21 protein-coding genes are annotated in these 20,589 nt (G+C 69.0%); 15 read left to right on the top strand and 6 right to left on the bottom strand.

Translation table 11 applies throughout. The annotated features are described in order from the left end of the window. A partial coding sequence (locus tag AC5Y5E_RS22065; RefSeq protein WP_499904991.1) for a nuclear transport factor 2 family protein occupies positions 1 to 410 on the top strand: 410 nt, incomplete at its 5' end. Here the strand turns inward: AC5Y5E_RS22065 and AC5Y5E_RS22060 are convergent. After that, positions 407 to 1,624 (bottom strand): acetyl-CoA C-acetyltransferase, encoded by a 1,218-nt coding sequence (locus AC5Y5E_RS22060; protein ID WP_499904989.1) that lies wholly within the window; start codon positions 1,622 to 1,624, stop codon positions 407 to 409. The two genes, AC5Y5E_RS22065 and AC5Y5E_RS22060, sit on opposite strands and share 4 nt — an antisense overlap. Positions 1,625 to 1,698: 74 nt before the next feature. Then, positions 1,699 to 2,664: an SGNH/GDSL hydrolase family protein gene (locus AC5Y5E_RS22055; protein WP_499905055.1), complete on the bottom strand. Its 966-nt coding sequence runs from the start codon at positions 2,662 to 2,664 to the stop codon at positions 1,699 to 1,701. Positions 2,665 to 2,907: 243 nt separating this feature from the next. Here AC5Y5E_RS22055 and AC5Y5E_RS22050 point away from each other — a divergent pair, with 243 nt between their 5' ends. From AC5Y5E_RS22050 to AC5Y5E_RS22035, 4 genes are all read left to right on the top strand, one after another. Next, positions 2,908 to 3,987, top strand: a complete 1,080-nt coding sequence (locus AC5Y5E_RS22050) for an alpha/beta hydrolase (RefSeq protein ID WP_499904988.1) — start codon at positions 2,908 to 2,910, stop codon at positions 3,985 to 3,987. Between the two features lie 40 nt (positions 3,988 to 4,027). Beyond that, positions 4,028 to 5,434 carry a cystathionine beta-synthase gene (locus tag AC5Y5E_RS22045; RefSeq protein ID WP_499904987.1) on the top strand — a complete coding sequence of 469 codons (1,407 nt, stop codon included), beginning with the start codon at positions 4,028 to 4,030 and terminating at the stop codon, positions 5,432 to 5,434. A 106-nt stretch (positions 5,435 to 5,540) separates the two neighbouring features. Beyond that, complete coding sequence (locus AC5Y5E_RS22040) at positions 5,541 to 6,194, top strand: RDD family protein (protein ID WP_499904985.1); 654 nt, start codon at positions 5,541 to 5,543, stop codon at positions 6,192 to 6,194. 60 nt (positions 6,195 to 6,254) lie between these two features. Continuing rightward, positions 6,255 to 7,421, top strand: coding sequence for a cystathionine gamma-synthase (locus AC5Y5E_RS22035; protein ID WP_499904984.1), 1,167 nt, complete (start codon positions 6,255 to 6,257; stop codon positions 7,419 to 7,421). Positions 7,422 to 7,519: 98 nt separating this feature from the next. On the opposite strand, the gene greA is transcribed toward AC5Y5E_RS22035, so the two are convergent. Then, positions 7,520 to 8,014 carry a transcription elongation factor GreA gene (greA, locus tag AC5Y5E_RS22030; protein WP_067011431.1) on the bottom strand — a complete coding sequence of 165 codons (495 nt, stop codon included), beginning with the start codon at positions 8,012 to 8,014 and terminating at the stop codon, positions 7,520 to 7,522. Positions 8,015 to 8,235: 221 nt separating this feature from the next. Then, positions 8,236 to 8,670 carry a DUF4307 domain-containing protein gene (locus tag AC5Y5E_RS22025; RefSeq protein WP_499904983.1) on the bottom strand — a complete coding sequence of 145 codons (435 nt, stop codon included), beginning with the start codon at positions 8,668 to 8,670 and terminating at the stop codon, positions 8,236 to 8,238. 138 nt (positions 8,671 to 8,808) lie between these two features. Between AC5Y5E_RS22025 and mca the strand changes: the two genes are divergently transcribed. The 4 genes from mca to AC5Y5E_RS22005 are packed head-to-tail and all read left to right on the top strand — an operon-like array spanning position 8,809 to position 12,382. Continuing rightward, complete coding sequence (gene mca, locus AC5Y5E_RS22020; protein WP_499904981.1) at positions 8,809 to 9,681, top strand: mycothiol conjugate amidase Mca; 873 nt, start codon at positions 8,809 to 8,811, stop codon at positions 9,679 to 9,681. After that, positions 9,678 to 9,965 carry a hypothetical protein gene (locus tag AC5Y5E_RS22015; protein WP_499904979.1) on the top strand — a complete coding sequence of 96 codons (288 nt, stop codon included), beginning with the start codon at positions 9,678 to 9,680 and terminating at the stop codon, positions 9,963 to 9,965. Before mca ends, AC5Y5E_RS22015 begins: the two co-directional genes overlap by 4 nt. After that, positions 9,952 to 11,976, top strand: coding sequence for a thioredoxin domain-containing protein (locus tag AC5Y5E_RS22010; protein WP_499904978.1), 2,025 nt, complete (start codon positions 9,952 to 9,954; stop codon positions 11,974 to 11,976). The genes AC5Y5E_RS22015 and AC5Y5E_RS22010 overlap by 14 nt, the downstream gene beginning before the upstream one ends. 22 nt (positions 11,977 to 11,998) lie before the next feature. Beyond that, positions 11,999 to 12,382, top strand: a complete 384-nt coding sequence (locus AC5Y5E_RS22005; protein ID WP_499904976.1) for a nuclear transport factor 2 family protein — start codon at positions 11,999 to 12,001, stop codon at positions 12,380 to 12,382. A 9-nt stretch (positions 12,383 to 12,391) separates the two neighbouring features. Here the strand turns inward: AC5Y5E_RS22005 and trhA are convergent, their stop codons facing one another. Continuing rightward, positions 12,392 to 13,144, bottom strand: coding sequence for a PAQR family membrane homeostasis protein TrhA (trhA, locus tag AC5Y5E_RS22000; protein WP_499904974.1), 753 nt, complete (start codon positions 13,142 to 13,144; stop codon positions 12,392 to 12,394). A 136-nt stretch (positions 13,145 to 13,280) separates the two neighbouring features. On the opposite strand from trhA, the gene AC5Y5E_RS21995 reads away from it, so the two are divergent. The 4 genes from AC5Y5E_RS21995 to AC5Y5E_RS21980 all read left to right on the top strand — a co-directional run bounded on the left by AC5Y5E_RS21995 (position 13,281) and on the right by AC5Y5E_RS21980 (position 17,222). Then, positions 13,281 to 14,069 (top strand): (2Z,6E)-farnesyl diphosphate synthase, encoded by a 789-nt coding sequence (locus AC5Y5E_RS21995; protein ID WP_499905054.1) that lies wholly within the window; start codon positions 13,281 to 13,283, stop codon positions 14,067 to 14,069. Positions 14,070 to 14,088: 19 nt separating this feature from the next. Beyond that, on the top strand, positions 14,089 to 15,468 hold the full coding sequence (locus tag AC5Y5E_RS21990) for a hypothetical protein (protein WP_499904972.1): 1,380 nt from the start codon (positions 14,089 to 14,091) through the stop codon (positions 15,466 to 15,468). Between the two features lie 111 nt (positions 15,469 to 15,579). Then, positions 15,580 to 16,665 (top strand): methyltransferase, encoded by a 1,086-nt coding sequence (locus AC5Y5E_RS21985; protein ID WP_499904970.1) that lies wholly within the window; start codon positions 15,580 to 15,582, stop codon positions 16,663 to 16,665. A 140-nt stretch (positions 16,666 to 16,805) separates the two neighbouring features. Further along, complete coding sequence (locus AC5Y5E_RS21980; protein ID WP_499904968.1) at positions 16,806 to 17,222, top strand: hypothetical protein; 417 nt, start codon at positions 16,806 to 16,808, stop codon at positions 17,220 to 17,222. Between the two features lie 30 nt (positions 17,223 to 17,252). Here AC5Y5E_RS21980 and coaA read toward each other — a convergent pair whose 3' ends face one another. Beyond that, entirely contained in the window at positions 17,253 to 18,191 is a 939-nt protein-coding gene (coaA, locus tag AC5Y5E_RS21975; protein WP_499883016.1) for a type I pantothenate kinase, read from the bottom strand. 116 nt (positions 18,192 to 18,307) lie between these two features. On the opposite strand from coaA, the gene glyA reads away from it, so the two are divergent. Together glyA and AC5Y5E_RS21965 are read left to right on the top strand one after the other, a co-directional pair. After that, positions 18,308 to 19,588 (top strand): serine hydroxymethyltransferase, encoded by a 1,281-nt coding sequence (gene glyA, locus AC5Y5E_RS21970; RefSeq protein ID WP_499905052.1) that lies wholly within the window; start codon positions 18,308 to 18,310, stop codon positions 19,586 to 19,588. Between the two features lie 85 nt (positions 19,589 to 19,673). Next, positions 19,674 to 20,501 carry an acyl-ACP desaturase gene (locus tag AC5Y5E_RS21965; protein WP_499904966.1) on the top strand — a complete coding sequence of 276 codons (828 nt, stop codon included), beginning with the start codon at positions 19,674 to 19,676 and terminating at the stop codon, positions 20,499 to 20,501. The last annotated feature ends 88 nt before the right edge of the window (positions 20,502 to 20,589 follow it).

Raw genomic sequence — 20,589 nt, 5'->3', positions numbered from 1 at the left:
GGTTCGAGGCCGACCGCGGCAAGAAACGCGCGGTCACCGAACGCTTCTTCGCCGCGGCGACCGGCGGAGACATCAACGATCTCATGCAACTGCTCGCCCCCGACGTCACGCTATGGACGGACGGCGGCGGAAAGGTGCGCCAGGCGCTGCGCCCGGTCGAGGGCATGGCCAAGGTCGCCGCATGGCTCGCCGGGGTCACCAAGCGCCCCTACGAAGGCGTCGAGATCGCCGACATGACAGCCGAAGTCGTCGACGTCAACGGCGGGCCGGGTATCGTCTTCTCGGCCGCGGGCCGCGTGATCGCCACGCTCACAGTCGAACTGGACGCAGACGGGCGCATCGTCACCATCCACAACGTGGCCAACCCGGACAAGCTGCACGCCGTTGCCGATGGGGTTCGGCGCGGCTAGCTCAGCCGCTCGATCACCATCGCCATGCCCTGGCCGCCGCCGACACACATGGTTTCCAGGCCCAGCGTCTTGTCGTGGGTCTGCAGGTTGTTGAGCAGCGTGGTGGCGATGCGCGCGCCGGTCATGCCGAACGGGTGTCCCAGGGCGATCGCCCCACCGGACACGTTCAGCTTGTCCTCGTCCATGCCCAGCTCGCGTGCCGAGCCCAGCACCTGCACCGCGAAGGCCTCGTTGATCTCGTAAAGGTCGATGTCGCCGATCGACATTCCGGCGCGGGCCAACGCCTTCTTGCATGCCTCGATCGGCCCGAGGCCCATGATCTCCGGCGAGAGGCCGCTGACCCCGGTGGACACGATGCGGGCCAGCGGCGTGAGGCCCAATTCCTTGGCCTTGGTGTCGCTGGTGATGATCAGTGCGGCCGCGCCGTCGTTCAGGGGGCACGCGTTGCCGGCGGTAACCGTGCCGTTGGGCCGGAACACGGGCTTGAGCTCGCTGATCTTCTCGTAGGTGGTGCCGGCGCGCGGGCCGTCGTCGGTAGTGACGGTGGTGCCGTCGGGCAGGGTCACCGGGGTGATTTCCCGCTCGAAGAAGCCGCTCTTGATGGCCTCCTCGGCGCGGTTCTGGCTGCGCACCCCCCAGCGGTCCTGCTCCTCGCGGCTGATGCCGGTGAGGATGGCGACGTTCTCGGCGGTCTGGCCCATCGCGATGTAGACGTCGGGCAGGTTCCCGTCGGCGCGGGGGTCGTGCCATTCGTCGGCGCCCGCAGCGGCGGCCGACGAACGCTCCTGGGCCTCGTCGAACAGCGGGTTCTTGGTGTCGGGCCACGAGTCGGAGTTGCCCTTGGCGAACCGCGACACCGTCTCCACGCCCGCCGAGATGAACGCGTCACCCTCGCCCGCCTTGATCGCGTGGAACGCCATCCGCGTGGTCTGCAGCGACGACGAGCAGTACCGGTTGACCGTGGTCCCCGGCAGGAAGTCATAGCCCAGCTCGACGGCGACGACGCGCGCCATGTTGAAGCCGGATTCGCCGCCCGGCAGGCCGCAGCCCAGGATGAGGTCGTCGATCTGGTGCGGGTTGAGCGCGGGCACCTTGTCGAGCGCGGCGCGCACCATCTGGGCGGCCAGGTCGTCGGGCCGCATGGACACCAGCGACCCCTTCATGGCGCGGCCGATCGGCGAGCGGGCGGCTGAGACGATGACGGCTTCGGGCATGGCTGTTCCTTCCAGCGGATGCGGGCTCGCTTCGTAAGAGGGGTGTTTTGTCACCCCGACGGGCTAGAACAAATCTAGTCGGTGGCGACCGGCTGGGACTCAGACGGGGCGGGGGATGCGGTCCCAGGGCGCCGCCACAGCCGCGTCACGAGGGTCAACCGCGCGGGGGACTCGTCGAGCCTCGGTGCGACGGCGGCGACGGGAACGTCCGGCGCCGGGCTCTCGACCTCGATCCCCAGCGCGTCGCACACCGCGACCAGCAGCGCCTCGGCGGCCAGCGCGTACGCGGTGGGTGAGGGGTGGAACCCGTCGGCGGAGAACATCTCCTCGCGCTGGGTCCGGAATCGGGGCGCCAGCAGCTGGGCCATCGCGACCGGGACGCCGCCGGCGCCGCGGACGGCGGCCGTCTGCGCGCGGGCCAGCTGCGTAGTCCGCGCGTGCGCCAGCGAGCGAAGCGGTTGCGGGATCGCGGTTACGACCCCTAGATCGGGGCAGGTGCCGACGATCACCACCGCACCGCGGGAGCGCAGCTTGCGCACGGTCAGGGCCAGCCGTTGCGCCGATTGGCTGATGCCGTTGAGGGCCGTGACGTCGTTGGCCCCCAGCATCATCACGGCCACGTCCGGCGGCGGGCCGGCCACGAACATCGCGTCGACCTGACCGGCGACGCCCTTCGACGTGGCTCCGACGATGGCCTTGGTGCTCAGCCGGACGGCCTTGCCCGCCCGCTCGGCCAGTCCGCGCGCGATCAGCACGCCGGGCACTTCCTCGGCGCTCATGCAGCCGTACCCGGTGGCCGTGGAGTCGCCGAAGATCATCAGGTGCACGTCCACGGGCATGCCGCGCTGCCACCGCTGCACGGGCCCGCCGCCGGGGCCGTACACGCCGTCGGCGCGCGGTGGGATGTCCCAGGCCTTCGGGATGATGGTGCGCGTGTGCGCCGCCTGGCCGACCAGCAGGTTGCGTGCGCCCAGATAGGCGGTACCCGTCGAGGCGAGCGCACCGGCTGTGGCCAGGGCGATTGTCGAACGACGCGGCACCCGGATGGTCACGAAATCAGTTTAGATCCGCTTCGGGGTTTGCGCGGGCGGCTTGTGAACAATGTGGTCACGTTGTGAATCAAATGTGGTATCAAATCAGATTCTTCAAACGTTCTACCCAGCAAAGGCTGTCAAGCTAAGTTTCAAGGGTTGGCTGAACGCCCTGGAAAGCGGGCTGAACCGGACGCTTGGCCGCCTCGTCACATGCTGTATCGGACTACAACGGCGTAGGAAGTGTTGAGCATGACCGCACCTAGCAAGGTATCCGGTTCCCCCCGGAATACCGTTCGGCCACATGAGGTCCTCAAGCGACGTAGAGTTGAGGCACGCAGATTTGCCATCAGCGACGGCGCACCGGTCGAGGTACTCGAGTCCGGTCCCAGCGTTGCTGCGCGGGTAGCTAACGTCGCGTCCCGGCTGACGATCCGGCCGGTGCTGGCCGTCGGCAGCCACGTTCCCAACCTGCCGTGGCCGTGGGGTTTGATCGACGTCGCGGCCCGGGTCCTGCTCCCGGTTTCCGCCACCGTCCGCGAGACGGTGAACTTGCCCAATGCTTCCGCGCAGCTCGTGCGCGCCCCCGGAGTGTTGCCCGCGGACGGCACCCGCCGGGTGATCGTCTACTTGCACGGCGGCGCGTTTTTGACCTGTGGAGCAAACTCCCACGGCCGGCTGGTCGAGACGCTGTCGAAGTTTGCTGACTCGCCGGTGCTGGTCGTCAACTACCGGCTGTTGCCCAAGCACTCGGTCGGGATGGCCCTGGACGACTGTCACGACGCCTACCAATGGTTGCGCGAGCGCGGCTTCGAGCCGGACCAGATCGTGCTGGCCGGTGACTCGGCGGGCGGGTACCTCGCGCTGGCCCTGGCGCAACGCCTGCAGCAGGAGGCACACGGGGATTCGGACATGCCGGCGGCCCTGGTGGCGATCTCGCCACTGCTGCAGCTAGCAAAGGAATGCAAGCAGGCGCACCCCAACATCAAGAGCGACGCGATGTTCCCCGCGAACGCGTTCGACGCGCTCGTCGCGTTGGTTGCTAGCGCCGCCGAAAAGAACATCGTCGACGGCAAACCGGAAGAGATTTACGAGCCGTTGGAGCACATCAAGCCGGGCCTGCCGCGGACGCTCATCCACGTTTCCGGATCCGAGGTGTTGCTGCACGACGCGCAGCTTGCGGCGTCGCGGTTGGCGGCCGTCGGTGTGCCGGCCGAGGTGCGGGTCTGGCCCGGCCAGGTCCACGACTTCCAGCTGGCCGCGCCGCTGGTTCCGGAGGCGATTCGTTCGCTGCGCCAGATCGGCGACTACATCCGCGAGGCCACCGGCTAGCGAGTGTGCGCCTCTCGAAAGCGCCTGAGACCATGAACGCATGCGGATCGCGCAGCACATCAGTGACCTCATCGGTGGAACCCCGCTGGTTCGGCTGAACTCCGTCATTCCCGACGGCGCCGGCACCGTCGCGGCCAAGGTCGAATACCTCAACCCCGGCGGCAGCTCGAAGGACCGGATCGCGGTGAAGATGATCGACGCCGCCGAGGCCAGCGGGCAGCTCAAGCCCGGGGGCACCATCGTGGAACCCACGTCGGGCAACACCGGCGTCGGCCTCGCGCTGGTGGCTCAGCGGCGCGGATACAAGTGCGTGTTCGTCTGCCCCGACAAGGTCGGCGAGGACAAGCGCAACGTGCTGCTCGCCTACGGCGCGGAGGTGGTCGTGTGCCCCACGGCGGTGCCGCCCGACCACCCGGACAGCTACTACAGCGTCTCCGACCGGCTGACCCGCGAAATCGACGGGGCCTGGAAGCCCGACCAGTACGCCAACCCGGAGGGACCGGCCAGTCACTACGCCACCACCGGCCCGGAGATTTGGGCCGACACCGACGGCAAGATCACCCATTTCGTCGCCGGCATCGGCACCGGCGGGACGATCACCGGCGCGGGCCGCTACCTCAAGGAGGTGTCCGGCGGGCGGGTCAAGGTCATCGGCGCCGACCCGGAGGGCTCGGTGTACTCGGGCGGCACCGGTCGGCCCTACCTGGTGGAGGGCGTCGGCGAGGACTTCTGGCCGGACGCCTATGACCGCACGGTGCCGGACCAGATCATCGCGGTGTCGGACTCCGACTCGTTCAACATGACCCGGCGGCTGGCCCGCGAGGAGGCGATGCTGGTCGGCGGGTCGTGCGGGATGGCGGTGGTCGCCGCGCTCAAGGTGGCCGAGGAGGCCGGACCCGACGCGCTGGTGGTGGTCCTCCTGCCCGACGGCGGGCGGGGCTACATGGCGAAGATCTTCAACGACGCCTGGATGTCGTCGTACGGGTTCCTGCGCGGCCGCCTCGACGGGTCCACCGAGGAGTTCAGCGTCGGCGATGTGCTGCGCCGCAAATCCGGCGAGCTACCCGACCTGGTGCACACCCATCCGTCCGAGACGGTGCGCGACGCCATCGGCATCCTGCGCGAGTACGGGGTGTCGCAGATGCCGGTGGTCGGCGCCGAGCCTCCCGTGATGGCGGGGGAGGTCGCGGGCAGCGTTTCCGAGCGCGAGCTCCTGTCCGCCGTCTTCGAGGGCCGGGCCAAGCTGGCCGACGCCGTCGCGCTGCACATGAGCCCGCCGCTGCCGATGATCGGCGCCGGTGAGCTGGTCAGCGCCGCGGGCAAGGCGCTGCGCGACTGGGACGCGTTGATGGTGGTGGAGAAGGGCAAACCGGTGGGCGTGATCACCCGCCACGACGTGTTGGGATTCCTGTCGGAGCCGCCCCGCGCATCGACGGTCCGGCGTTAGCGGCGCGGGCCGCGCGTGGATGCCGCAAATCTCGCATATACCGCTCAGCGAGCCCGGCAGGTACTGTAATTCGGCTTGGTTCAGCTAACGCAGTGGAGGGTTGCCCATGTCCGATCAACCGTCGCCCGGCGACTCCTATCAACCGCCCCCTGGGGCTGGCGGCCAAGAACCCCCTCCGCCGCCCCCGCCGGGCGGTTCCTACCCGCCGCCGCCCCCGTCGTCGGGCGGATACGCGCCGCCCCCGCCCGGACCGGCGATCCGCGCACTGCCGACGGAGTCCTACACGCCGTGGGTCACCCGGGTGCTGGCGTTCCTGATCGACAACATCCCGGCCGGCGTCCTGGTGGGCATCGGCGCGATCATTCAGGCGCTTACCACGCAACAGTCGTGCGTCAGCGACATCACCCAGTACAGCGTCAACCAGTACTGCGTGAACCAGCCCAGCGCCATCGGCACGATGGCGTTCTGGTTGGCGTGGCTGGCCGCGGTGGCCTACCTGGTCTGGAACTATGGCTACCGCCAGGGCACCACGGGCTCGAGCATTGGCAAGTCGGTGATGAAGTTCAAGGTGGTCAGCGAGGTCACCGGCCAGCCGATCGGTTTCGGGATGTCGGTGGTGCGCCAGATCGCGCACTTCGTCGACCAGATCATCTGCTACATCGGCTACCTGTTCCCGCTGTGGGACGCCAAGCGGCAAACGTTGGCGGACAAGATCATGACGACGGTGTGCCTGCCGATCGAAGAGGGCGCCGCGGCCTGAATCCGGGCGGCCTTCGGTCGGCGGGACGGTGCCGCGGTGGCGTCACTAGGCTGGTCGGCGATGAGCGAGGACCGTAGCGGAGACCACAAGTTCAACGGATTGGCCACCAAGGCGATCCACGCCGGCTACCGCCCCGATCCGGCAACCGGGGCGGTGAACGCCCCGATCTACGCCAGCAGCACGTTCGCCCAGGACGGTGTCGGCGGCCTGCGCGGCGGATTCGAGTACGCGCGCACCGGCAACCCGACCCGGGCAGCGCTCGAGGCCTCGCTGGCGGCGGTCGAGGAGGGCGCCTTCGCGCGCGCGTTCGCCTCCGGGATGGCCGCCACCGACTGCGCCCTGCGCGCGATGCTGCGGCCCGGCGACCACGTCGTCATTCCCAACGACGCCTACGGCGGCATCTTCCGGCTGATCGACAAGGTGTTCACCAAGTGGAACGTCCAGTACACGCCGGTGGCGCTGTCCGACCTGGACGCCGTCGCGGGCGCGATCACCGCGCGGACCCGGCTGATCTGGGTCGAAACGCCAACCAACCCGTTGCTGACCATCGCCGACATCGCCGGGATCGCGGAACTGGGCCGGCAACACTCGGCAAAGGTATTGGTGGACAACACCTTTGCGTCGCCAGCGCTGCAGCAGCCGTTGACGTTGGGCGCCGACGTGGTGTTGCACTCGACGACGAAATACATCGGCGGGCACTCCGACGTGGTGGGCGGCGCGCTGATCACCAACGATCAGGACCTGGACGACGCGTTCGCGTTCCTGCAGAACGGGGCCGGCGCAGTACCCGGCCCGTTCGACGCCTACCTGACGATGCGCGGCCTGAAGACCCTGGTGCTGCGGATGCAGCGGCACGGCGAAAACGCTTGCGCAGTAGCGGAATTCCTCGCCGGACATCCTGCCGTGAGTGCGGTGCTGTATCCGGGCCTGCCCGGCCACCCCGGCCACGAAATCGCCGCGCGCCAGATGCGCGGCTTCGGCGGCATGGTCTCGGTGCGCATGCGCGGGGGCCGGCGGGCCGCCGAGGAGCTGTGTGCGCGAACCGAGGTGTTCATCCTGGCCGAGTCGCTGGGTGGGGTGGAGTCGCTGATCGAGCTGCCCAGCGCGATGACGCACGCGTCGACCGCCGGTTCGCAACTGGAAGTGCCCGACGACCTGGTGCGGCTTTCGGTCGGCATCGAGGACGTCGCCGACCTGCTGGCCGACCTCGAGCAGGCCCTAGGCTGAGTACCGCCACCAGACGCAAAATCGCACGCCGAAGGCGGGTTGAGTGCGATTTTGCGTCTGGTGGCCGGGCAGGGCCCGGCGAACACCGTCAGAGGAAATCAGGAGTGGTAGGGCTCCGCGCTGACCAGGGTGACCTCGACGGTGTTGCCGTTGGGCACCGTGTAGCTGCGGGTCTCGCCGACCTTGGCGTCGATCAGGGCGCCGCCCAGCGGTGAGTTGGGCGAGTACACCTCGAGCTTGCCGTCGTTGACGCCCTCCTGGCGGGTGGCGATCAAGAAGGTCTCGCTGTCGGACTTGTCGCCGTTGTAGTAGACCTTGACCACCGAGCCGGGCAGCGCGACGCCGGACTGCTTGGGCGCCTCGCCGACTTTGGCGTTGTTGAGCAGATCCTGCAATTGGCGGATGCGGGCCTCCTGCTGACCCTGCTCTTCGCGGGCGGCGTGGTAGCCGCCGTTCTCGCGCAGGTCACCCTCTTCGCGGCGGTCGTTGATTTCCGCGGCGATGACCGGACGATTCGCGATCAACTGGTCGAGCTCGGCCTTGAGTCGGTCATGTGACTCCTGGGTCAACCAGGTCACCTGAGTATCCGTCATCTCGTCGTCCTCGTATTTCTTTCTCGTTTCGCGTATTCGCGCAAGTTTTTGCACCCCGCTGCCGGGGGTATCCGGGTCCCGCCCCGCCTACCGCCGCTCCGTTCTTCCGACGGCCTTTAATGCAGCAATACACGGTCCCTACGGGAACCGTGCATTCATCCATGTTACCACCGCGCAAACAGATGATGACTCAATATTCGTCGTTGGTCTTGATCGCGCGGTCAGGCCGGACGCAGGTAGCCGGGCACATCGGCCCCGCAGCCGTAGATGTCGGCCATCACCGGCGGCCGGACCGATTTCAGCGTCGTCGTCACCTGAACGGTGGCCTGGTCGGACGGCGGCACCAGCACCTCGCGTCTGCCGGTCTCGCTGCCGTCCTTGGCCCGGACCCGCACGATGCAATCAACCGGGCGCGACGGGTCGGATCGCGTCACGCTGATCGTTACCGACGCCGTCTCGTCGTCGATCACCTGGTAGCCGGCCAGCGAGCCCGTGACGTCGCTGGTCCCCAGCCGCTGGTAGCCGACGACGGCGACGACGACGCCCACGGCGACGACTAGCACGGCCAGACCGATGGCCACCCGGCGGCGGGACACGCGCGACAGTCGCGACCGGCCGTAGCGGGCCTCGGGGCGCGGAAGGGAGGTTTCGGTCATGCCTGGGTATGCCTGGGTTGTTGGGCTGCCGGCCGCCGGCCGGCGGGATGCAACGATCGGAACTGGAATTATAAGGTCGCTTCTAGCACTTCTAGCCCTTCAGGGGCGACCAGCGAACCGACTCGGAGAAGGGGGCACGTGAGCGAACTGCGGTTGATGGCGGTGCACGCCCACCCCGACGACGAGTCGAGCAAGGGTGCGGCCACCCTGGCCCGCTACGCCGATGAGGGTCACCGGGTATTGGTGGTCACGCTGACCGGGGGCGAGCGCGGCGAGATTCTCAACCCGGCGATGGACCTGCCCGACGTGCTGGAGCACATGGCCGAAATCCGCCGTGACGAGATGGCGAAGGCGGCGGAGATCCTCGGCGTGGAGCACACCTGGCTGGGCTTCGTCGACTCCGGCCTGCCCCAGGGCGATCCGCCGCCCCCGCTGCCCGAGGGCTGCTTCGCGCTGGCGCCGCTGGAGGAATCCGTCGAGGCGCTGGTGCGCGTGGTCCGCGAGTTCCGCCCCCACGTGATGACCACCTACGACGAGAACGGCGGCTACCCGCACCCCGACCACATTCGCTGCCACCAGGTTTCGGTCGGCGCGTTCGAGGCCGCCGCCGACTATGCCCGCTTCCCGGACGCGGGCGAGCCGTGGGCGGTGTCCAAGCTGTATTACAACCACGGCTTCCTGCGGGCACGGATGCAGCTGCTGCACGACGAATTCGTCAAGCGCGGCCAGGAGGGCCCGTTCCAAAAGTGGCTCAAGCACTGGGATCCCGAGCACGACCCGTTCGAGTCTCGGGTGACGACGCGGGTCGAGTGCTCGGCGTATTTCAGCCAGCGCGACGACGCCCTGCGCGCGCACGCCACGCAGATCGACCCGAACGCCGAATTCTTCGCCGCTCCCATCGAATGGCAGCAGCGGCTCTGGCCGACCGAGGAATTCGAGCTGGCCCGCTCGCGTGTGCCGGTCAAGCTGCCCGAGGACCACCTGTTCGCCGGAATCGAGGACGACGGGTGACGCACCATCTCCTCCGGGTGATCGCCGACGGCCCGCACAACCATGGGCCCGACTTCGGCAAGGCCAGCCCGGTCGGGCTGCTCGTGGTCGTGCTGCTGGTGATCGCGACGCTGTTCCTGTTGCGGTCGATGAGCCGGCAGCTGAAAAAGGTTCCGAAGACATTCGACCCGGAGCACCCCGAGCCCGATCAGGCCGCCGACGAGGGCACCGACACGGTCGGCGAGGAGTCCGGCCCGGCGAACGGGCCGACACGGGCCCCAGGACCCGGTGATGAGCCCGGCTGAATCCGCCGCAACCAACACCCTCGGCCTGGCCACCAGCCCGTATCTGCGCCAGCACGCCGACAACCCGGTGCATTGGCAGCAGTGGACGCCGCAGGCGCTGGCGGACGCGGCGGCGCGCGACGTGCCGATCCTGCTCTCCATCGGCTACGCCGCCTGCCACTGGTGTCATGTCATGGCCCACGAATCGTTCGAGGACGACCAGGTGGCCGCGGTGATGAACGCGGGATTCGTCTGCATCAAGGTCGACCGCGAGGAGCGGCCCGACATCGACGCGGTGTACATGAACGCCACCGTCGCGCTCACCGGGCACGGCGGATGGCCTATGACGTGTTTCCTGACGCCGGACGGCCGACCCTTCTTCTGCGGCACGTACTACCCCAAAGACGGTTTCCTGCAACTTCTTTCGGCCGTATCGGCCACCTGGCGGGACCGTCGCGGCGAGGTCGAGGAGGCCTCGGACCACATCGCCGATGAGTTGCGCAAGATGGCCGGTGGCCTGCCCGGTGGTGGCCCGGACGTGGCGCCGCAGCTGTGCGACCACGCCGTCGCCTCCGTGCTCGGCGACCAGGACCTGGTCCATGGCGGGTTCGGGGGCGCCCCCAAGTTCCCGCCGTCGGCGATTCTCGAGGCGCTGCTGCGCAATCACGAGCGCACCGCGTCGCCGGCGGCGTTGGAGGCGGTCGCGCGCACGGCCAACGCGATGGCCCGCGGCGGCATCTACGACCAACTCGCGGGCGGCTTCGCCCGCTACAGCGTCGACAACGCCTGGGTGGTACCGCATTTCGAGAAGATGCTGTACGACAACGCGTTGCTGCTGCGCGCGTACGCGCATTGGGCGCGGCGCACCGGCGACCCGCTGGCGCGCCGAGTCGCCGCCCAGACCGCGGGGTTCCTGCTCGGCGACCTGACCGACGGTGACATGTTCGTCTCGTCGCTGGACGCCGACGCCGACGGCCGTGAGGGTTCCACGTATGTATGGACGCCGGCGCAGCTGACGGAGGCTCTCGGCGCCGACGACGGCCCTTGGGCGGCAGAGCTTTTCGCGGTCACCCCGTCCGGCACCTTCGAACACGGCAGCTCGGTGCTGCAGTTGCCCGCCGACCCGGACGACCCGCGGCGGGCCGAACGGGTCCGCGCCGCGCTGCTGGCCGCGCGGCTTACCCGGGCGCAGCCCGGTCGCGACGACAAGGTCGTCACGTCGTGGAACGGCCTGGCGATCACCGCGCTGGCCGAGGCAAGCGTGGCGCTGGACGAACCCGAATTGGCCGCTGCCGCAAGGCGTTGCGCGCTTTCGCTGCTGGGCCTGCACGTCGTCGACGGTCGGTTGCGGCGCGCCAGCCTGGGCGGGGTGGTCGGCGACAGCCCCGGCATCCTGGAGGATCACGCGATGCTTGCCACCGGCCTGCTCGCGCTGTATCAGCTGACGGCCGAGGAGTCGTGGCTGACGACGGCCAGCGACCTGCTTGACACGGCGCTGCGCCGCTTCGCCGACCCTGAGCAGCCGGGCCGCTGGTTCGACACCGCCGACGACGCCGAGCGGTTGGTGCTGCGGCCCGCCGACCCGCTGGACGGCGCCACGCCGTCGGGCGCGTCGTCGATCACCGAAGCGTTGCTGACCGCGGCGCACCTCGTCGACGGGGAACGCGCGGAACGGTACCTGCGGGCCGCGGGTGACGCCCTCGCGGCGCATTCGCTGCTGCTGGAGCGCGCCCCGCGGTCGGCCGGGCACTGGCTGGCCGTCGCCGAAGCTGCGGTCCGCGGGCCGCTGCAGATCGCGGTCGCCTGCGACCCTTCAAGACCCGAGCGGTCCCCGCTGCTGGCCGAGGCGCGCCGGCTGGCGCCCGGCGGGGCGATCGTGGTGGGCGGCGAGAAGGATTCGTCGGCGCCGCTGGTCGGCCGGGACCGGGTCGGCGGCGCCGACGCGGCGTACGTGTGCCGCGGCCGGCTCTGCGACCTGCCGGTGACCGGGGCGGCCGAACTGGCGGCGGCCCTGGATGTTTCGGGAGGGTAGCCGGGAGGCTACCCTGCGTCCCATGCCAAACGCCTCGGACCGGGTCCACGCGATCACGGACACCGTCAACCGCTACATCGAGCTCGTCGCCAAGGGCAGCGCCGACGACCTGGTGGAGTTGTACGCCGACGACGCGACCGTCGAGGATCCGGTCGGGGGCGAGGTGCACATCGGCCGCCAGGCGATCCACGGCTTCTACTCCGCGGTCAACGACATGCAGCGCGAATGCGAGTTGGTGTCACTGCGGGTGGCCGGCAACGAGGCGGCGTTCCAGTTCCGCCTGACCGTCACCGCGGGGGAGCACCGGATGGTGATCGAGCCGATCGACGTCATGGTGTTCGACGACCGCGGCAAGGTCACCGCGATGAAGGCCTACTGGTCGGCTGCCGACGTCACGCAGCTTTAGCGCGGGCCGTCAGGCCGGGTTGCCGACGTAGAAGACCGCGAACCACATGGCGATGTAGTGCAGGATCGCCGCGATCGCGGTGAAGGCGTGGAAGAACTCGTGGTAGCCGAACGTCTTCGGCCACGGGTCGGGCCAGCGCAGCCCGTAGAGCAGCCCGCCGATGCTGTAGAACGCGCCACCGACGGCGAGGAGCACCATCGCGGCCACCCCGGCGACGTGGATGATCGTCGGCGCGTACCAGACCGCCACCCAGCCCAGCAGCAGGTACAGCGGCACGCCCACCCAGCGCGGCGCCGTCGGCCAGCACACCTTCAGCACGATGCCGGCCAGCGCCCCGCCCCACACGATCCACAACACGGTTCGCCCGTCGGCGGGCGGCATCGCCAGCATCGCGAACGGTGTGTAGCTGCCGGCGATGAACAGGAAGATCATCGAATGGTCGAGCCGCTTCATCAGGTTGCGGCTCTTGTCGGATTTCCAGTTGACGCGGTGGTAGGTGGCGCTGACCGCGAACATGGCCACGGTGGCCAGGGCGTAGGCGAACGTCGTCAGCCCGGCCCGGGTGGATGCCACCGCCCACGACACCGACACCAGGCTCGCGCCGCAGACGACCGCCAGCCATGCGGAGTAGAAGTGAATCCAGCCGCGCATACGGGGCTTGGAAACGGCCCCGGCGGCACCCTCGACGAGCTGTTCGACGGGATTGCCAGGCGCGATCGCCTCGGGCTCCGGGTTGGTGGGCGTGCTGGTTTTGCTGCTCATGTCTCCCTGTTGCCTCGCCTTGCGGCCATTAGAAGCAACAGTAACCGCGAATGATCACGGCCCGGTGTTGGACGTGCGGTGGGCTTGCGCAAATCCAAACCGGATTTTGGTGTCGCTCACAGTAGGGTGGAGCTTCGTGGAGATCATCCCGCCGCGGCTCAAGGAGCCGTTGTACCGCGTCTACGAGCTGCGGCTGAGGCAGGGTCTGGCGGCCACCAAATCCGAACTTCCCCGCCACATCGCGGTGCTGTGCGACGGGAACCGGCGCTGGGCGCGCAACGCCGGTTACGACGATGTCAGCTACGGCTACCGGATGGGTGCGGTCAAGATCGCCGAGATGCTGCGCTGGTGCCAAGAGGCCGGCATCGAGATGACGACCGTGTACCTGCTGTCCACCGAAAACCTGCAACGCGATCCCGACGAGCTGGCCGGCCTCATCGAGATCATCACCGACGTGGTCGAGGAGATCTGCGCCCCGGCCAATCACTGGAGCGTGCGCACGGTCGGGGACCTCGGGCTGATCGGCGAGGACCAGGCCCGCCGGCTGCGCGACGCGGTGGAGTCGACGCCGGCGGTCGCGCCGTTCCACGTCAACGTCGCCGTCGGCTACGGCGGGCGCCGGGAGATCGTCGACGCGGTGCGGGCGCTGCTGAACAAGGAGCTCGCCAACGGAGCCACCGCCGAGGAGCTCATCGACGCGGTGACCGTTGACGGCATCTCCGAAAACCTTTACACCTCAGGGCAACCCGACCCCGACCTGGTGATCCGCACCTCGGGGGAACAGCGGCTGTCGGGGTTTTTGCTCTGGCAGAGCGCCTATTCGGAGATGTGGTTCACCGAGGCGCACTGGCCCGCGTTCCGCCGCGTCGATTTCCTGCGCGCGCTGCGTGACTACAGCCAACGGCATCGGAGGTACGGGAAGTAACCCGTGCCACACTGGATGCATGGCTGCGCTGTCGGCGGTGGTGTTCACGCTGAGCGGGTGGCTGGGGTTGTATCTGCTGGCCCGCGATCCGCGGAAGCCGGTGCTCGCGCTGGCGGCGATCGGGCTGTGCGGTTTCGCGCTGGTGGTCGCGCTGGACGCGGTGCGCACGGCCGGCGTCGGCCACCTCGCGCTGCTCAGCCGGCTCGAGATCTATCTGGCCGCCGTGCCCAGCGTGGCGTGGTTCGCGGTGCTCGTCGAGCTGTCCCGGCCGGGCGACCGCTGGCGGGCGCGCACCGGTGAGTTGCTGCTCGTCGGCGGTGTCGGCGCACTCATCCTGCTCGGCGCGGCGCTGGCCGGCAGCGTCGAAGGGCCGCTGCGGCCGGGTCACCTGCTGATGATGGCGGTCATCTCGACGTCCACGTTGGGGGCGATGGTCTTCGCGGTGCGGCGGCCCGCCCAGCCGACCTCGGTCGTGGGCGTCGTGGTCGTGGCGACGCTGTTCTTCGCGCTGGCCAACGCCATCCTGATCATCCCGCTGGGCATCGTGCCGAGCTGGCTGGCCCTGGCGTCGACGGGGTGCGACGTCCTGACGCTCGGGGTGGCGGTGGCGCTGTGGGACGCCTTCGACGAGGGCCAGGCGCTGCGCGCCGACATGCTGCGCTCGTTCGCCGGTTCGATGGCGGTGGCGGTGCTGTTCGGCGGCCAGGCGCTGATCGGCCTGGCGCTGACCCGCGGGGAGCCCACCGCGCAGACCGTGCTGACGGTGCTGCTGTTCAGCACGCTTGCGATCGCGATCGCGGTGCAGGTGCTGGCCGACCCGCTGGCCGGCGTGCTGGACCGGCTTGCGTTCTCCAGGTCACCCACGCTGCGCGCCGACCGGGCCGCGTTGCGCCACACCGGGGCGGCGCTGCCGCTGCGTTCGGTCGATCCCCGCAAGGAGCTCCAGCACATCGATGACGACACCTTTGCCCGGCTCACCCGCCGCGCGCTGGGCCACTACGCCGACCTGACCAAGCTCGTCGCCAGCCCGCTGACCGCGCTGCCCGTGATCGACGAGCGACTGGCCGCGCGCGGCGCCCCCGATCACCCGGTGGAGCGGGCCAACGAGCTCAAGGCCGTTCTGGCCGACGGCATCGCCCGGCTCAAACCCCGCGACGCGGGCGATTTCGGAACCACCGAGGAGTGGCGCTACTACAACTCGCTCTACTTCCCGTACGTCGTCGGGGTGCGCGCATACGCGCAGAACGCCACCGCGGCCGGCCTGGATCCCACCGCCCGGCAGGCCTGGCAGTGGCTGGTCACCGAGGTACCGCAGCGTTCTCTGCACAACTGGCAAAACGCCGCCGCCCGGCTCATCGCCGCGGATCTGCGCGGGCGGGTGCCGGTCCCTAGCGACTAGTCACGGCCCCAGCCGCTTATGTGTCGCGGCGCCGGGGGCACGAAAATCCGTCATTCCCGCCCGCGGCGTCGAATAGGCGGACAGAGGTCTGAAAGCCAGGGAGGAAGTCAGATGGCGTCGAACGTTCCGCCTGTCAGGGTCGTGCGGGCCATAGAGCTCGTCCGACATCGAATCGCTCAACTGCACCGACGCCTGGTCCCGGCGCCGATCTCGGTGATGGAGATGGTCGTCGACGGGTGGGCCGCCCAGGCCATCACCGCGGCCGCCGATCTGGGCATCGCCGACGCGCTCGCCAAAGGACCCTTGTCGGCCGACGATCTCGCCACGGCCGTCGGCGCCGACGCCGACGCCCTGCGCCGACTGCTGCGGGCACTGATCGCGCGCGGCATCTTTCGGCAACGTCGCGACGGCCGCTACGACCTCACCCCGCTCGCCGACGCGCTTCGCCGGGATGCGGAGGTATCGGTCGCCGGGTGGGCCCGCTGGCTGGGTTCGCCCCAGCACCGCGAGCACTGGAGCCACTTCACCGACGCGATCCGCACCGGCCGGGCCGTCATTCCCGAACTGCGCGGAAAGCCCACGTTCGAATACCTGGCCGGCGAGCCCGAACTCGGCGAAATTTTCAATCAGGCGATGACCAGCGGATCCGAACTTGCCATCGCACCGTTGATCGCCGGCTACGACTTCGGCCGCTTCGCGACCATCGCCGACGTCGGCGGTGGGCACGGCCGGCTACTGGCCGCCATCCTCGGCGCCGCTCCACGGGCCCGCGGGATCCTCTTCGACCGGCCCGAGGTCGTGGCGGGGGCCCCGGCCACCCTGTCCGAGCATGGCGTCGACGACCGCGTCCGGATTGTCGAAGGATCGTTTTTCGACTCGGTACCCGACGGCGGCGACGCTTACATCCTCAAGAACGTGATTCACGACTGGCCCGACGAGGACGCCGTGCACATCCTTCGCAACGTGCGCGCCGCGGCGGGCACCGGCAAGAACGTCCTGCTCGTGGAGCTCATCATTCCCAAGCACAATCGTGAATACCTGGGCAACTGGCTGGACCTGGAAATGCTGATGGCGCTCGACGCCCGGGAGCGCTCGGCCGCCGAATACGGCCGACTGCTGAGCCGGGCCGGCTTCGAAATGACGCGGGTGGTCGAAACGGCATCGCCGTTCAGCGTTGTCGAGGGCCGGGCAATTTAGGACAACCGGGAATAGCCCGAAGAAACACCTGGTCTTTGTATCCGTGGCAGCAGTTGGCAGCGCCACGCATCGATATGGCAGTGCTCTGGCGGCACGCTCAAACCAGATCGACCCCCTCCGCCATCGCTAGGAGTAATCACATGACCGCCGTTTCTGGTCTCCCAACCCGCCCCCTGTACGACTCGAACGACTCGCTGCTGCGTTTCGCCATGCGCGCCGACGCCACGTTGACGGGGCTGTGCGGCTTGGCCGTCGCCTTCTTCGCCGACCCGATCTCGTCGCTGACCGGGCTCACGTCCGGCCAGGAGTACGCAATCGGCGCGTTCTTCGTGCTCGCCGGCCTCGTCGTGTTCAGCCTCGCCGCGGCGCCGGACCTGCGCCGCGTCGGGAACGGCATCGTCGTGGCCAACGTCGTCTTCACGCTGGCCGCGATCGTGGCCGCCGAGGCAGTGCCGATGTTGACCGCAACCGGGGTGGCCGCGACGCTGGCGACCGGCGTTTACACCGCGGCGTTCGCCGGTCTGCAGTACCTGGGAGTGCGTCGCCTCGCGGCCTAACTTGTCCGCGCCTCCGGCCCGGCACCCGCGCTACAGCTTGCGCAGGCGCAGCCGATTGATGGAGTGGTCGGCGTCCTTGCGCAGCACCAGGGTCGCGCGGGGCCGGGTCGGCAGGATGTTCTCGACCAGGTTCGGCCGGTTGATCGACCGCCAGATCTCGCGGGCGGCGGCGACCGCCTTGGTGTCGTTCAGCGCCGAATAGTGGTGGAAGTGTGACTCCGGGTCGGCGAACGCCGTGGTGCGCAGCGACAGGAACCGCGACACGTACCACTGCTCGATGTCCTCGATCCGGGCGTCCACATAGAGCGAGAAGTCGAACAGGTCCGACACCATCAGGGTCGGACCGGTCTGCAGGACGTTGAGGCCCTCGAGGATCAGGATGTCGGGGTGGCGGACGACGTGCTTGGCCCCCGGGATGATGTCGTACTTCAGGTGCGAATACACCGGCGCGCACGCGTAATCCGCGCCGGACTTGACCGACGTCACGAATCGCATCAGCGCCCGGCGGTTGTAGCTTTCCGGAAAACCCTTGCGGTGCATCAGGTTTCGCCGATCAAGCTCGGCATTCGGGTACAGGAAACCGTCGGTTGTCACCAGGTCCACCCGGGGGTGGGGATCCCAGCGGGCCAGCAGCGCCTGCAGCACGCGGGCCGTCGTCGATTTGCCGACGGCCACGCTGCCCGCCACGCCGATGACGAATGGCACCGGCCGGTCCGGATTCTGTTGCGGTTCCCCGAGGAACTCCGCGGTGGCGGCGAACAGCCGCTGGCGCGCGGCGACCTGAAGGTGGATCAACCGGGCCAACGGCAGGTAGACCTCTTCGACCTCCAGCAGGTCGATCTGCTCACCGAGACCGCGCAGCCCGACCAGTTCCTCTTCGGTGAGGGCCAGCGGCGTCGACATGCGAAGCGCACGCCACTGTTTTCGGTCGAACTCCACATAAGGGCTCGGCTCGCTAGGCCGCGGCATAGTGCTCAAGTGTGGCAGGGGCAAACGCGCGCCCGACGGCTGGGCTGGCGAAAAGCGCCGCGGATAGACTGGCGGCCGTGACTGCCGCACCCGACGCCCGTACCGCCTCTTCTGTGATGTCGGCCCCGCTCGCCGAGGTCGACCCCGACATCGCCGAGTTGCTGGACAAGGAACTGCACCGGCAACGCGACACGCTGGAGATGATCGCCTCCGAGAACTTCGTGCCCCGCTCGGTGCTGCAGGCCCAGGGCAGCGTCCTGACCAACAAGTACGCCGAGGGACTGCCCGGTCGGCGCTACTACGGCGGATGCGAGCACGTCGATGTCGTGGAGAACATCGCCCGCGACCGGGCCAAGGCGTTGTTTGGCGCCGAGTTCGCCAACGTCCAGCCGCATTCCGGGGCGCAGGCCAACGCCGCCGTGCTGCACGCGCTGATGTCACCCGGGGAACACCTGCTCGGCCTGGACCTGGCCAACGGCGGCCACCTCACCCACGGGATGAAGCTGAACTTCTCCGGAAAGCTGTACGAGGCCGGCTTCTACGGCGTGGACCCGAAGACGCATCTGGTCGACATGGACGTCGTGCGGGCCCGGGCGCTCGAGTTCCGCCCCAAGGTCATCATCGCCGGCTGGTCGGCGTACCCGCGGATCCTCGACTTCGCCGCGTTCGCCTCGATCGCCGACGAGGTCGACGCCAAGCTGTGGGTGGACATGGCGCACTTCGCCGGGCTCGTCGCCGCGGGCCTGCACCCGACGCCGGTGCCGCATGCTGACGTGGTGTCCACGACCGTGCACAAGACGCTGGGCGGTGCCCGTTCCGGCATGATCCTGGGCAAGCAGGAGTACGCCAAGGCGATCAACTCGGCGGTGTTCCCGGGCCAGCAGGGCGGGCCGCTGATGCACGTCATCGCGGGCAAGGCGGTCGCGCTCAAGATCGCCACCACGCCCGAGTTCGCCGACCGCCAGCAGCGCACGCTGTCCGGGGCGCGCATCGTCGCCGACCGGCTGCTGGCGGCCGACGTCGCCAAGGCCGGCGTCTCGGTGGTCAGCGGCGGCACCGACGTGCACCTGGTGCTGGTCGACCTGCGCGACTCGCCGCTCGACGGCAAGGCCGCCGAGGACCTGCTGCACGAGATCGGCATCACCGTCAACCGCAACGCGGTCCCGAACGACCCCCGGCCCCCGATGGTGACGTCGGGGCTGCGGGTGGGCACGCCGGCGCTGGCCACCCGCGGTTTCGGGGACGCCGAATTCACCGAGGTCGCCGACATCATCGCCACCGCGCTCGCGGCCGGGACTGCCGCGGACGTCTCGGCGCTGCGGCAACGGGTGACGCGCCTGGCCAGGGATTTCCCGCTCTACGAGGGCCTGGAGAACTGGACGCTCGTCGACCGCTGAGCGGGTTAGGGACCAAAGTCACCATTCGGCGGCGACACGCCCCAACAATTTCACAGAACCTGTTCCTAGAAGTTACAGTAACCGCATGGCACAGAAACCTGTTCCTAACACGCTGACCCTCGAACTCGAGCCCGTGGTCGAGCGGCTCATGGACCACCACCTCAACACCGAGGACCTGTGGTTCGCCCACGACTACGTGCCCTTCGAGCAGGGCGAGAACTTCGCGTTCCTGGGCGGACGCGACTGGGATCCGTCTCAGACCACCCTGCCGAGGACCATCACCGACGCCTGCGAGATCCTGCTGCTGCTCAAGGACAACCTCGCCGCACACCACCGCGAGCTCGTCGAGCACTTCATCCTCGAGGAGTGGTGGGGCCGCTGGCTGGGCCGGTGGACCGCCGAGGAGCACCTGCACGCCATCGCGCTGCGCGAATACCTGGTGGTGACCCGGGAGGTCGACCCGACCGCCAACGAGGAGGCCCGCGTCCAGTACGTGATGAAGGGCTACCGCGGCGACACCTACTCGCAAGTCGAAACCCTCGTCTACATGGCGCTCACCGAGCGCACGCACGCGGTCTACTGCCGCAACCTGGCGGCCGCGATCGAGGAGCCCGTCCTGGCCGGCCTCATCGACCGGATCCGCAGGGACGAAGAGCGCCACGAGCACATGTTCGCCAGCCTCGTCGCGCACTGCCTCTCCTACACCCGCGACGAGACCATCGCCGCGATCGCCGCGCGGGCGGCCGACCTGCAGACGGTGGGCGCCGACATCGATGCCTACGCGGACAAGGTGCGAAACGTCGCGGACGCGGGCATATTCACCCCGCAGGACCTACGGCAGGCGATCTCCGACCGCATCACCGAATGGGGCGTGGCGGGCGAACCCGCGCTGCAGCAGTTCGTCATAAGTTAAGCCGAACGTCACCCGAGCCGGCCGCGGCCCGCGGCCGGTTTTTGGTGTCCCCGTGTCGGTCTCGGCGCGCCTGCGCGGCGCCGAAGCG

Source organism: Mycobacterium sp. NGS54 (assembly GCF_059812465.1).
The sequence above is the reverse complement of the archived record's forward strand: the minus strand, read 5'-3'. Positions and strand labels throughout refer to the sequence as shown.